We start from the raw sequence: 12,145 nt of genomic DNA, 5'->3' as shown, positions 1-12,145 counted from the left end.
GTCAGGTCAGCTGCTCGAGCGGACCGTGGTCACGCACCCACGAGGGTGCCCTGACTGGAGGAACGACACATGGCACTGATGACGACGGTGAGGAGATCGAGCCGGTCGCAGTCGGCGACGCGAGTCGAGGCCGACGGGTTCGAGCGGGCGGCGGCGGACACCGCAGACGCTCTGGACGCCACCGCGGACGGCCTGGACGTCCTCGTCAGACGAGTTCTGGACTGCCCCGACGGGGTGGCCGACGACGTCATCGCCGAGGCGGTCCGTGGCCTCGAGGCGCTGGGGGGCGGAACGCTGGGCGAGACGGTGGGCGATGCCCGGGTCCTGCTGCAGCGTCGCTTCAGTCGCGCTCTGGGGCGCTCCGGCTGGACGAGCGGAGGCGCCTGAGATGCTGGCCTCTGTCGCCCTCATCACGTCGTTCGTCCTGGTGCTCGCGCTCCTGGGTCTGCCCCGGCGTGGCTCCGAGGCGCCCGTGACTACCACCGCGGCCGTGCTGGTCCGGCAGGGCCTCGGCACCCTGCAGACGCTCAACGAGCGGCAGGACCACCGCCTGCGCCGTCCCGGGACCGGCCCGTTCCGGCCCTCGGCCGCCCGCCGGCCGGAACCGTGCGGCTGCGCCGCATGAGCACCGCCGACAGCCACGCGGTCCTGCGGCACGACGTCGAACGCTCGGCCGACACGCTGCGTGGGTGGGCTCTTGACGAGGACCTGAAGAGCCGGGTGCTCTCGGAGCCCACCTGGGCCGCCATGGCCGGTCGAGTCGCCCGGCGCTACACGGCAGGGGATGACGTCGCATCAGCCCTCGACGCCGCCCGGGCGGTCGCGGCACGCGGCCACCGGGTGAGCGTCGAGTACGTCGGTGAGAGTGTGCGCGACGCCGCCGTCGCCCGCGCCGAGGCCGCCGTGTTCGTCGACCTCGCGACCGCCCTGAAGGCAGCCCGTGTCGCGAGCACGGTGTCCTTCGACCTGTCCCACATCGGCCTGCTCGTCGACCCGGACCTCGCCGCCGACCACGTCCAGCAGATCGCCACGGCCGCGGCCCCGGGGACCGTCCTGATGATCTCGGCCGAGGGCTCCGACCGCACCGACGCCGTGCTGGACCTTTACGACTCCCTGGCCGACGCGGGCCTCCCGGTCGGTGTCACGCTGCAGGCCCGCCTACACCGCACCCCGGACGACCTCCCCCGCGTGCTGGCCCACCCCGGTCCCGTCCGGCTCGTCAAGGGAGCCTTCCTCGAGGACGACAGCACCGCACACCGCCGCGGCACCCCCGCCCTGACCGACGCCTACCTGAGCCTCGCCGGGTCCATCATGGAAGCGGACCACGCGCTGGCCGTGGCCACCCACGACCCGGAGCTGCTCACCGCCCTCGACGCCGCCCACGGGGAGCGGCTTCGCTCCGGGAACGTCGAGGTCGAGATGCTCATGGGCCTGGGCACCGACCTCCTCGACCAGCTCCTCGCCATCGGCTACCACACCCGTGAGTACGTCGTCTTCGGCCCGCACTGGTGGCTCTACGTCCTCAACCGCATCGCAGAGGACCCTGCACGCGTCATCACCGCGCTCGCAGACCTCGCCACCTGATGCGGTTCACCGATGGCCGGTCGGCGATCGCCAGCTGGGGATCAGCCGCCGCTGCCGCATGATGCAAGGCGGCCTTGCTCGCTGGCAGCAGGCAGCGGACGTCCGACGACGAGTCACGTCACCGGGTGCCCTCCAGGATCAGCCGGGTCGCCTCGTGCGGTGCGTCCCACTGCGGGAAGTGCCCGCACCGTTCGAACCAGGAGAGGACCGCGTCGGGGTACAGCGCCTTCGCTCGTGCCGCCTGTCTCGGCACGGTCACCAGGTCACGGCGCCCCCACCCGATCGTCACCCGGCCGGGCACGGTGCCTGCCGGTGCGCCGCCCTGCGTGGGCCCCTTGGTCAAGGCGTCCATGGCGGCACCGGTCGCCGGTGCATCGGCCAGCCCGAGCACGTCCGGCAGCACGGTCTCGCGCGACAGCGCCCACGGCCGCGCCGAGAGCTGCGCCAGCAGCACGGTCCTCCCGACGGGACTGGCGAGCAGGGAGGGGACGACCCTGCGGAGCATCCGGACGAGCCGGATGGACGGCCGCAGCGTGGCGCTGAAGACGAGGCGCTCGCGGTCGCTCCAGAAGCCCCCAGGGTCCAGGGCCACAGTGTCGCCGCCGACGCCCCGCCGCGCGAGCTCGAGCACCAGGCGACCGCCCATCGACTGGCCCACGGTCGCGACCCCGTCGAGACCCTGCTCCCGGATGAAGTCCGCGACGGAGTCGGCGAGGGTGGCGATGGAGACCTCGCCGGTCAGCGGCGGCGTCGCCCCGAACCCCGGCAGGTCGACAGCGATCACCTCTCGATGCTCTGCCAGGTCCTCGAGGATGGGAGCCCACGATCGCCACCCCGCACCCAGACCGTGCACCAGCAGCAACGGGCTGCCGCTTCCGAACCTGACATAATTCAACGTCACGCCGGCACGCTATCCCCTCGCCCCGCTCCGCACCGCGTCGGTGATGGACGGCCGGACGACCCGCGTGCTCGCGGGAAGACGGCGGCGGTCGATCCCGGGCGTTCGGGGGACCCGGCCGACGTGTCGCCCGCCGACGGCCTGTAGCGGTCGCACAGCGCGTGCTGCGCAGACCCGGAGTGCGGAGCCTGCCCGGCGACCGATCGGCTGCTGGCGACCGAAGGAGGCCGCGCGGGTCGACTCAACGGCCGCGCCGGTTGCGCTTCTTGCGCCTGCGCCGGAGCGCTCGCTTCTTCTTCGCGGCTATCTCGGCCGCCGACATCGCCTGGGGGGCTTGCCGCCCTACTCCTCGAAGGCTCGTGTCCGCCCAGCGTCGGTTGGCCCAGCGTGCCCACTCCCAGACCGAGCCGATTGCGAAGACTGCCGTGACGAGAGCGACGATCCAGGCGGTGCGGGCCTCGTCACCCAGAGCGGTTGCCTCCCATGGATCCTCAGGGTCGTACACGACCTCGATCTCGTCGCCCAGCTGCAGGTTCTCGCTCGGCTCCTCCAGCGTCGTGTCGACGACTTCACCGTCCTGCGTCGTGAAGCGCACGTCAACGCGAGACAGGCTCGCCCTCCCACCACTGCGCGTGTCGGAGGTGGCAGTCGCCGTGGCGGTTGTGCCCGTGTTCCTGAGGTCGTCGGCGAGGCTGAACGAGACGATCGTGACCACGACACCGATCGCGGTGGCCGCACTGAGCACGATCGCCAGCGCCAGAGTCGGCGGCTGCCATAGCGTTGCCATCGCGAACTGACGTTAACGCCCTGCCTGAACTCACTCTCGGGAGGCGCAAGCCGGCTGCGCGGCCGAGCCGTGCCGGGGCCCTCGTCGGTGTGTCCACTGAGGATCGTCGATCGGTTACGCCCGCGCGCGAGTGGGGCGGTGGCAGGTCGTCGCTATGGCATGAAGAGATCGAAGGCGACGCCGGTCGCACGGGCCAGCTCCGGCTCCTGGTCGTCGAAGAGCAGCCCGATGGCTTTCCGTCTGGTCTGCGCCGCCCGGGGAGTCACGGCTCGCGAGCCACCGCCGCGGACCAGCCTCGCCCGCCGCCCGGGTCGCCGGACCAGCACCCGGCAGGCAGGCTGCGGAGCATGAGCGACACCTACGACCTCGTCGTGATCGGGGCCGGGTCCGGCGGGGAGACGCTGGCGAGCGAGGCGGCCCGTGCGGGCCTGTCCGTCGCGGTCGTCGAGGCCGGCCTGGTGGGCGGTGAGTGCCCGTTCCTCGCGTGCGTGCCGAGCAAGGCGCTGCTGCTGCGGGCCTCGCGGGCGCGCCGGGCGGGCCTGGACCGCGACGGCCTGCGCGCCGCGTGGCGCGACGCGGTCGCCGCGCGCGACGAGGCCGCCGAGCACCGCGACGACGCCGAGCACGCCAAGGGCCTCGCCGAGGCCGGCGTCGTGCTGCTGCGCGGCCGCGGCCGCGTCGTCGCCCCCGGCGAGGTCGAGGTGACCGGCGAGGACGGGACGCAGCGGGTGTCGTGGGACCGCGCGCTCGTGGTCGGCACCGGCTCCTCCCCCGTCGTCCCGCCCGTCGACGGGCTCGACTCCGTCCCGACGTGGACCTCGGACGACGCGCTGTCGAGCGCGGAGCTGCCCGAGCGGCTGCTCGTGCTCGGCGGCGGCGCGGTCGGCTGCGAGCTCTCGCAGGTGTACGCGTCCTTCGGGGTGCGGGTGACCCTCGTGGAGACGGCCCCGACGCTGCTGCCCGGCGAGGACGGCTGGGTCGGCGAGGCCGTGGCGGCGCACCTGACCCGCACCGGCGTCGACGTCCGCGCGGGCACGACCCTGGAGCGGGTCGAAGCATCCGACGGCGGCGCGCGGGCGCACCTCGCTCCCGCCGACGACGACGGCCGCGACGACGGCGCCGAGCAGACCGTCGACGTCGACCGCGTCCTCGTCGTGACGGGCCGACGTCCCAACGGCGACGACCTGGGGCTCGACGTGCTCGGCGTGGCCGTCGACGACGGGGCGGTCCGGGTCGACGACGCCTGCCGTGCGGTCGACGCCTTGGACGAGGCCGTCGACGGGGTGTTCGCCGTCGGGGACGTGACGGGCGGGCCCGCCTACACGCACACCGCCAACGCCCACGCGCGCGTCGTCCTCGACCGCCTCCACGGCGGGGACGCCCGCCGCCACGACGACGACGCCCCCCGCGTCGTCTACACGGACCCGCCGGTGTTCTCCGTCGGTCTCGGCGAGGCCGCGGCCCGCGAGGCCGGGCACCGCACGGAGGCCGCGGGGCAGGACCTCGACGACACCGCGCGCTGGTACCTGGAGGACCTCGGTGCCGACGACGGGCAGGACGGGCAGGACGGGCCCTCGACCCCCGGGCACGTCCGGCTCGTCGTCGACCGCGCCGACGGCCGCCTCCTCGGCGCCGCGGCGGTCGGCCCGCAGGCGGACTCGTGGGGCGCCGAGCTCGCGCTCGCGGTGGCCGCCCGGCTCGACGTCCGCTTCCTCGCGCGGCACATCCGGGCCTTCCCGACCTGGTCGGAGGCGCTCAACGACCCGACGGCGACGCTCGCCGAGCGGCTCGCCCACGACCCGTCGTAGCGTTCGGGCGTGAGCAGAGGCCCCGGCGTCAGGCTCTGCCTGCACTGGCTCGTCGACCTGTCCGACGCGCACCTGGCCGACGCGGTCGCGGACCTGCGGCTCGGCCTGCGCGGGGCCGGCGTGGAGGAGGCGCCCGGCGCGCGCGACGCGCACGCGGTCCTCGTGTGGCGCGACACCCCACCCGGGCCCGCCCTCGTGGACCGGCTCGCGAGGCTCGGCGTCCCGGTCGTCCTCGCCGGCCCGACGCTCGCCGCCGACCCCGACGGGGCCTGGACCGGGCACACCGGTCTCGTCACCGGGCCGGTCACCCCCGCCCACGACGTGCGGGTCCGCGCCGGCCGGGACGCGGGCGGCATGGCCGCGCGGCTCGTCGACCACCGGCACGGCACGGGCGCGCACCTCGGCGAGCACGTGCACGTCCACGACCGGGTGCTGCGGGTCGAGCAGGTCGACGACGACGTCGCGGTGCTGCTCACGGCCGCCGTCGGGCTCGCGGTGCACCCGGTCGCCTCGCGGCGCGGCCCCGTGCTCGCGTGGCTGCTCGGCGGCACCCCCACCGGGGTCGCCTCGCCGACGGCACGGCGGCTGCTGCTGCTCGCGCTGCACGAGCTCGTCGCGGCGACCGGGCGCCCGGCGAGCGCGCCGCGGACCCCCGTGCGCGCGGCGCTGCTCGGCTACGGCGCCATCGGCCACGAGCACGCCGCCGCGTTCCGCGAGGTGACGGGCCTCGGCCTGGAGCTCGTGTGCGACCGCAACCCCGAGCGCCTCGCCGCCGCCCGGGAGGTGTCGCCGGGACTGCGCACGACCACCGACGCGGCGGCCGCCGTCGAGGACCCGGACGTCGACCTCGTCGTCGTGTCGACCCCACCGGACACGCACGCGGAGTGGGCCCTGCGGGCGGTGCGCGCGGGCAAGCACGTCGTCGTGGAGAAGCCGTTCGCCATCCGCACCGAGGAGGCCGACGCCGTGCTCGCGGCCGCCGACGAGGCGGGTGTGCTCGCCGTCGTCTACCAGAACCGGCGCTGGGACCCCGACTACCTGGCCGTGGCGCGGGCGGTGCGCTCGGGTCGCCTCGGCGAGGTGTTCCACGTCGAGGCGTTCGTCGGCGGTTTCGGGCACCCGTGCAACCTGTGGCACTCCGACGTCGACGCCTCCGGCGGCGCCTTCTACGACTGGGGCGCCCACGTCATCGACCAGCTGCTCGACCTGTTCCCGGCTCCCGTCGCGCACGTGAGCGCGACGACGCACAAGCGCCGCTGGTTCGACGTCACCAACGCCGACCACTCCCGGGTGCTCGTGCACTTCGCCGACGGCGCCGAGGCGGAGTTCACGCACTCCGACCTCGCGGCCGCCCTCAAGCCGCGCTGGTACGTGCTCGGCACCGCGGGCGCGCTCGTCGGCAGCTGGCGGGTGGAGCGGGTCGTGTCCCGCAACGCCGTCGGGACGCTCGAGGAGGACGTGCTCGCCCCGGCGGACTCCCCGCCCGTGCTCGACCTGCACGACGCGGACGGGTCGGTGACCCGGCTCGCGACGCCGTCGGCGCCGCCCCACCCCTTCCACCGTGAGCTCGCCGACCACCTCCTGCTCGGGCTGCCGATGAGCGTCACCGGCGCGACGAGCCGCCGCGTGCTCGCGGTCATGGAGGCCGCGTCGGCCTCGGCCGCCGACGGTGGCCGACCGGTGGTGCCGCGATGAGGGCGGACGGCTCCGTGGGCGTCGGCCTGCTCGGGGCGGGGACCATCTCCCGCAGCGCACTCGCACCGGCGACGCACGCCGCCGAGGGGGCCCACCTGCAAGCGGTCGCCGCCCGTGACGAGTCCCGCGCCGCCGCGCTCGGGCCCGTCGGCCGGGCCTACGGCGGCCACGGCTCGGGCGCGGCCGCCTACGCCGCGCTGCTCGCCGACCCCGACGTCGACCTCGTCTACGTGGGGCTCAACAACGACGCCCACCTCCCATGGACCCTCGCCGCGCTGGAGGCCGGCAAGCACGTGCTGTGCGAGAAGCCGCTCGGGCTCGACGCCGGTGAGGCCCGCCGCATGCACGAGGCGGCGGCCTCCTCCGGGCGGCTGCTCGTCGAGGCGTGGTGGTACCGCTGGCACCCGCGTACCCGCCGTGCCGTCGCGCTCCTCGCCGACGGGGTGCTCGGGCCGGTGCGCCGGGTCGAGGCCGACTTCAGCTTCGACGGCGGGGACCGGCTCGCGGGCAACTACCGGCTGGAGCGGGCGCGCGGCGGCGGGGCGCTGCTGGACGTCGGGTGCTATTCCGTCGACGCGGTCCGGTGGGCCACGGGCGCCGGGCCGCTGGAGGTCCTCGACGCGACGGGTGACGTCGAGCACGGGGTGGACGTGCGCGCCCGCGGCACCCTGCGGCCGGCCGAGCGTCCCGACGGTCCCGAGGCCGTCGTCCGCTGCGGCATCGTCGGGCGGGACGAGCAGCTCGTCACCGTCACCGGTGACGACGGCACGCTCGTGCTCGACCGACCCGCCTTCACAGCGAAGGACGACGCGTGCAGGCTGAGCCTGCGCGGACCGGACGGGACCGTGCGGGTCACGGAGGACTTCGCCCCCGTCGACCCGTACCGGCTCATGGTCGAGGCCGTCGCCAAGGCCGTGCGCGGGGACGACGTCTGGCTGCCGACCGCGGCCGACAGCGTCGACGTCGCCACCACGGTCGACGCGCTGCTCGCGCGCGTGCACGGCGGGGCCGGCGCCGACGCGCCGGAGACCCGGTGAGCGCCGCGACGGCCGACGTCGTCGCCCTGCCGGGGCGCGGGGTGCGGCTCGCGGTCCGCCGGACGGTCCCGGCGGGACGGCCGTGGGCGCTCGCGGTGCTCGTGCACGGCCTCGCGTCCAACGCGCGGATGTGGGACGCGTGCGCCGAGGCCCTCGCCGCCCGAGGGGTCGCCTCGGTCGCGGTGGACCAGCGCGAGCACGGTGCGAGCGCGGCGCTGCCCGACGCCGTCGGCGTGGACACCGCCGTGGCGGCCGCCGACGTCGCCGCCCTGCTCCGCGCCCTCGGCGACGAGCCGGACCTCGCCGGGCTGCCGGTCGTCCTCGCCGGCCAGTCGTGGGGTGGCAACGTCGTGCTGCAGTGCGCCGCCGACGGCGCCCGCCCCGCGGCACTCGCGCTCGTCGACGGCGGGTGGCTCCGCTTCCCCGAGGACGAGCCGTTCGAGCGGCTGTGGCAGCGGCTCGCGCCGCCGTCGTGGGGCACGACGACCTGGGATGAGCTCGTCGAGCGCATCCGCCCGTCCGTGCAGGCGTGGGGCCCCCACGCGCTGCCCGCGGTCCTCGGCAACCTCACGACCGACCCGCCGGGCGACCCGGCCGGCCACGTCCGCAACATCCTCCCCCTCGCGGCGCACGAGCGGATCCTCCGCTCGATGCACGCGCAGGACCCGCGCCGGCTCTACCCCCGCATCGGGGTGCCCGTGCTCCTGGCCCCGGCCGGCGGCCCCGCGTCCGCCCTCGTCGAGGAGGCCGTCGGGGGCCTCGCGCGGCCGCTGCTGCGGCCCTACCCGGACGCGCACCACGACCTGCACCTGCAGCACCCCGACCGCCTCGCGTCCGACCTCGTCGACGTGCTGACCGCCGCGGGACACTCGCCCACCCCGACGTCCCAGGAGGGACCCGCGTGAGCCGCATCGTCGTCATGGGGTCGGGCGAGACCGCCCCCACCATGGTCCGCACCCACCGGGCGGTCCTCGCCGACACCTTCGAGCAGGGCGGCGCCGGCACGGCGCTCGTCCTCGACACGACGTTCGGGTTCCAGGACAACGCCGACGAGCTCGTGCAGAAGACCCTGCAGTACTTCGAGCAGGCGGTCGGGCGGCGGGTCGACGTCGCACCGTGGCGCCGTGCGGGCACGGGCGCCGAGGCGGAGCGGACGCTCGCGCTGCTGGAGCAGGCGCGGTGGCTGTTCGCCGGGCCCGGCAGCCCGACCTACGCCCTGCGGCAGTGGCGCGGCACGGCCGTGGCCGCCGCCATGCTCGACGTCGTGCGCCGGGAGGGGACTCTCGTGGTCGGGTCCGCCGCCGCGTGCACCGTCGGGTCGCACGCGGTGCCGGTGTACGAGATCTACAAGGCGGGCGCCGACCTGCACTGGGCGGACGGGCTCGACGTGCTCGGCGAGGCGACCGGCGTGCGCGCGGCGCTCGTCCCCCACTTCGACAACGCGGAGGGCGGCACGTACGACACCCGGTACTGCTACCTCGGCGCCCGGCGGCTGCAGGCGATGGAGGAGATGCTCCCCGAGGACGTCGGCGTCCTCGGGGTCGACGAGCACACCGCGCTGCTCCTCGACCTCCCGGCGGGCACGGCGACGGTGCGGGGCAACGGCACGGTGACCCTGCGGTACCGGGACCGACAGGTCGTGCTCACCGACGGGCAGGTCGTGGAGACCGGCTGGCTCGCCGACGCCCTGGCCGGCCGCGGTGCCGCCGAGCCCGGCGCCGCGCCCCCGGCCCCCGCCGCGCCGTCACCGGCGGACGCCGACCTCGCCGCCCAGCCCGACGACGCGGCCGCACCCGCCGCGGCCACGTCGCTGCGGGCCGCGGTCGACGCCGAGCGCGAGCGCTTCGACGCCGCGATGGCCGCCCCGGACGTCGACGGCGCCGTCGCCGCGCTGCTCGCGGTCGAGCAGGCGATGCAGGACTGGCTCACCGACAGCCTGCAGAGCGACGACCGGGACCACGCCCGCCGCGTGCTGCGCGCGATGGTCGTGCGCCTCGGCGACCTCGCCCGCACCGGGGCCAGGGACCCGCGCGAGGTCGTCGGGGGCTACGTCGGGCTGCTGCTTGAGCTGCGGGCCCGCGCGCGCGGCGCGAAGGACTTCGCGACGAGCGACGCGGTCCGCGACGGTCTCACCGGGCTCGGCGTCGAGGTGCGCGACACCCCCGACGGCGTCGAGTGGGAGCTGCGCGAGGTCGGCTGAGCGTCCCTGAGGTCCTGGCGCTCAGACGTCGTAGCCGACGACCACGGGCGCGTGGTCGCTGAAGCGACGGTCGTAGGCCACCGCGCGGTCGACGTCGCTGAACCGGGCCGTCGCCGCCAGCTTCTCCGTGGCGACGTGCACGTCGATGCGCCACCCGGCGTCGGTGTCGAACGCCTTGCCGCGCCACGACCACCACGAGAACGGTCCCTCGACGTCGCCGTGCAGCCGCCGCGACACGTCGACCCAGCCGGAGGCGTACCAGGCGTCGAGGAACGCCCGCTCCTCCGGCAGGAAGCCCGCCTTGCCGCGGTTGCCCTTCCAGTTCCGGATGTCGCGCTCGGTGTGGCCGATGTTGAGGTCGCCGGCCACCACGACGGGCGGACCGCCCGCCGCCTCGGCGGCGCGGAGCTCCCCGAGGCGGACGCTCATGGCCGCGAGGAAGCGCATCTTGTCGACCTGGCGGTCGGTGCCGGCCTCGCCGGAGTGCACGTAGACGCTCGCGCAGCGGACGGCGTCCGGACCGTCGCCGACCGTCGCCTCGACCCAGCGTCCGTCGGTCTCGAAGCCGGGCAGGGTGAGGACCGCGTCGCGCAGCGGACGCCGCGACGCGACGGCGACGCCGGAGCGGCCCTTCTGCGCGCACACCGCCTCGACCACGTGCCAGCCCTCGCCGAGCTGCTCCGCGACGGTGTCCGCGTCGGCGCGGACCTCCTGCAGGAGCAGCACGTCCGGGTCGCGCTGCTGCAGCCACTCCGGCATGCCGCGACGGTGCGCAGCCCTGATCCCGTTGACGTTGACGCTCGCGACGACCAGCACGGCGCCCCACCATAGGGTGGCGGTATGACGAGCCCGTCCGTGCCCTCGAGCACCGTCGCCGACGACGCCCTGGCCCTCACCGACGACCTCGTCCGGCTCCGTCACCGCATCCACCGCCACCCCGAGGTGGGCCTGCACCTGCCCCGCACGCAGCAGACCGTGCTCGAGGCCCTGCAGGGCCTCGACCTCGAGATCCGCACCGGTGACTCGCTGTCGAGCGTCACCGCGGTGCTGCGCGGCGAGGGCGACACGGGGCGCCGCGGGCACCGTGCGGCGCCCGGGCAGCGGCCCGTCGTGCTGCTGCGCGCCGACATGGACGCGCTGCCGCTCACCGAGGAGCTCGACGTCCCCTACCGCAGCGAGGTCGACGGCGTCATGCACGCGTGCGGGCACGACCTGCACGTGACCTCGCTGGTCGGGGCGGCGCACCTGCTCGCCGCCCAGCGCGGCAACCTGCCGGGCGACGTCGTCCTCATGTTCCAGCCCGGCGAGGAGGGCTGGGACGGGGCCGGCCACATGATCCGCGAGGGTGTCCTCGAGGCAGCGGGACGCCGCGCGGACGCCGCCTACGCGCTGCACGTCATGTCCGCGCTCGCCCCGCGGGGCGCCGTCGCCTCGCGGCCGGGGCCGCTGCTGTCGGCCTCCGACGGCCTGTTCGTCACGCTGCGCGGGCGCGGCGGGCACGGCTCCGCACCGCACCGCGCCGCGGACCCGGTCCCCGCGATCGGCGAGATCGTGCTGGGCGCGCAGGCCGTCGCCGGTCGGACCGTCGGGCCGTTCGAGACGGGGCTCGTCACCTTCGGCAAGGTCGAGGCGGGCACCCGGCGCAACATCATCCCGTCGACCGCGTACGCCGAGGCGACGATCCGCACCACCGACCCGGAGGTCCGGGAGCGCCTGCACACCGCGCTCGTCCGCTACTGCGAGGGCGTCGCCGCCGCGCACGGGCTCGAGGCGGACGTCGTGCTCGAGCCCGAGTACCCCGTGACGGTCAACGACGCCCGCGAGCTCGACTTCGCGCGCGAGGTCGCCACCGGGCTGTTCGGCGCCGACCGGTGGATCGACATGCCCGACCCGATCGCGGGCGCGGAGGACTTCAGCCGCGTGATCGACGCCGTGCCCGGGGTCATGGTGTTCCTCGGTGCGTGCCTGGAGGGCCGCGACTGGGAGACCGCACCGGACAACCACTCCCCGCTGGCCGGGTTCGACGACTCGGTGCTCACCGACGGCGCGGCCCTCCTCGCGACGCTCGCGGAGCGACGGCTCGTGCAGCTCGCCGGGCGGTAGCGCTCGCCGCTGTCGGCGGGTACGTGTAGGACG

At 75.7% G+C, this 12,145-nt stretch carries 12 protein-coding genes; 9 read left to right on the top strand and 3 right to left on the bottom strand.

All coding sequences use genetic code 11. The annotated features are described in order from the left end of the window. Nucleotides 1–69: 69 nt before the first annotated feature. Genes WAA21_RS00830 through WAA21_RS00820 form a run of 3 tightly spaced genes read left to right on the top strand, consistent with a single transcriptional unit; the run spans nt 70 to nt 1,584 of the window. A complete protein-coding gene (locus tag WAA21_RS00830; protein ID WP_336920826.1) occupies nt 70–387 on the top strand; it encodes a hypothetical protein in 318 nt (105 codons plus the stop codon). Nucleotide 388: 1 nt separating this feature from the next. Continuing rightward, the gene (locus tag WAA21_RS00825; RefSeq protein ID WP_336920825.1) at nt 389–625 is read left to right on the top strand and encodes a hypothetical protein; all 237 of its coding nucleotides are present in this window, start codon (nt 389–391) and stop codon (nt 623–625) included. Further along, nucleotides 622–1,584, top strand: coding sequence for a proline dehydrogenase family protein (locus WAA21_RS00820; RefSeq protein ID WP_336920824.1), 963 nt, complete (start codon nt 622–624; stop codon nt 1,582–1,584). The genes WAA21_RS00825 and WAA21_RS00820 overlap by 4 nt, the downstream gene beginning before the upstream one ends. Nucleotides 1,585–1,702: 118 nt before the next feature. Here WAA21_RS00820 and WAA21_RS00815 read toward each other — a convergent pair whose 3' ends face one another. Then, complete coding sequence (locus WAA21_RS00815) at nt 1,703–2,437, bottom strand: alpha/beta fold hydrolase (RefSeq protein ID WP_336920911.1); 735 nt, start codon at nt 2,435–2,437, stop codon at nt 1,703–1,705. Between the two features lie 286 nt (nt 2,438–2,723). Next, nucleotides 2,724–3,269: a DUF3592 domain-containing protein gene (locus tag WAA21_RS00810; protein WP_336920823.1), complete on the bottom strand. Its 546-nt coding sequence runs from the start codon at nt 3,267–3,269 to the stop codon at nt 2,724–2,726. Between the two features lie 347 nt (nt 3,270–3,616). Here WAA21_RS00810 and WAA21_RS00805 point away from each other — a divergent pair, with 347 nt between their 5' ends. Genes WAA21_RS00805 through WAA21_RS00785 form a run of 5 tightly spaced genes read left to right on the top strand, consistent with a single transcriptional unit; the run spans nt 3,617 to nt 10,009 of the window. After that, nucleotides 3,617–5,077, top strand: a complete 1,461-nt coding sequence (locus tag WAA21_RS00805) for a dihydrolipoyl dehydrogenase family protein (RefSeq protein WP_336920822.1) — start codon at nt 3,617–3,619, stop codon at nt 5,075–5,077. 9 nt (nt 5,078–5,086) lie between these two features. Next, entirely contained in the window at nt 5,087–6,772 is a 1,686-nt protein-coding gene (locus WAA21_RS00800; protein WP_336920821.1) for a Gfo/Idh/MocA family protein, read from the top strand. Continuing rightward, nucleotides 6,769–7,809, top strand: coding sequence for a Gfo/Idh/MocA family protein (locus tag WAA21_RS00795; RefSeq protein WP_336920820.1), 1,041 nt, complete (start codon nt 6,769–6,771; stop codon nt 7,807–7,809). Before WAA21_RS00800 ends, WAA21_RS00795 begins: the two co-directional genes overlap by 4 nt. Next, complete coding sequence (locus WAA21_RS00790; RefSeq protein WP_336920819.1) at nt 7,806–8,714, top strand: alpha/beta hydrolase; 909 nt, start codon at nt 7,806–7,808, stop codon at nt 8,712–8,714. Before WAA21_RS00795 ends, WAA21_RS00790 begins: the two co-directional genes overlap by 4 nt. Next, nucleotides 8,711–10,009 (top strand): CysS/YqeB C-terminal domain-containing protein, encoded by a 1,299-nt coding sequence (locus tag WAA21_RS00785; protein WP_336920818.1) that lies wholly within the window; start codon nt 8,711–8,713, stop codon nt 10,007–10,009. The genes WAA21_RS00790 and WAA21_RS00785 overlap by 4 nt, the downstream gene beginning before the upstream one ends. A 21-nt stretch (nt 10,010–10,030) precedes the next feature. On the opposite strand, the gene WAA21_RS00780 is transcribed toward WAA21_RS00785, so the two are convergent. Further along, nucleotides 10,031–10,822: an exodeoxyribonuclease III gene (locus WAA21_RS00780; RefSeq protein WP_336920910.1), complete on the bottom strand. Its 792-nt coding sequence runs from the start codon at nt 10,820–10,822 to the stop codon at nt 10,031–10,033. 27 nt (nt 10,823–10,849) lie between these two features. On the opposite strand from WAA21_RS00780, the gene WAA21_RS00775 reads away from it, so the two are divergent. Next, nucleotides 10,850–12,112, top strand: coding sequence for a M20 metallopeptidase family protein (locus WAA21_RS00775; protein ID WP_336920817.1), 1,263 nt, complete (start codon nt 10,850–10,852; stop codon nt 12,110–12,112). Nucleotides 12,113–12,145: the final 33 nt, after the last annotated feature.

It is taken from the genome of Aquipuribacter sp. SD81, assembly GCF_037153975.1.
Lineage (GTDB): Bacteria > Actinomycetota > Actinomycetes > Actinomycetales > JBBAYJ01 > Aquipuribacter.
The sequence above is the reverse complement of the archived record's forward strand: the minus strand, read 5'-3'. Positions and strand labels throughout refer to the sequence as shown.

What these genes read in the sequence shown, in the direction of transcription:
- WAA21_RS00820 (WP_336920824.1), top strand. Translation starts at nt 622, where the DNA reads ATGAGCACCGCCGACAGCCACGCGGTCCTGCGGCACGACGTCGAACGC.
- WAA21_RS00805 (WP_336920822.1), top strand. Translation starts at nt 3,617, where the DNA reads ATGAGCGACACCTACGACCTCGTCGTGATCGGGGCCGGGTCCGGCGGG.
- WAA21_RS00830 (WP_336920826.1), top strand. Translation starts at nt 70, where the DNA reads ATGGCACTGATGACGACGGTGAGGAGATCGAGCCGGTCGCAGTCGGCG.
- WAA21_RS00795 (WP_336920820.1), top strand. Translation starts at nt 6,769, where the DNA reads ATGAGGGCGGACGGCTCCGTGGGCGTCGGCCTGCTCGGGGCGGGGACC.
- WAA21_RS00810 (WP_336920823.1), bottom strand. Translation starts at nt 3,269, where the DNA reads ATGGCAACGCTATGGCAGCCGCCGACTCTGGCGCTGGCGATCGTGCTC.
- WAA21_RS00825 (WP_336920825.1), top strand. Translation starts at nt 389, where the DNA reads ATGCTGGCCTCTGTCGCCCTCATCACGTCGTTCGTCCTGGTGCTCGCG.
- WAA21_RS00775 (WP_336920817.1), top strand. Translation starts at nt 10,850, where the DNA reads ATGACGAGCCCGTCCGTGCCCTCGAGCACCGTCGCCGACGACGCCCTG.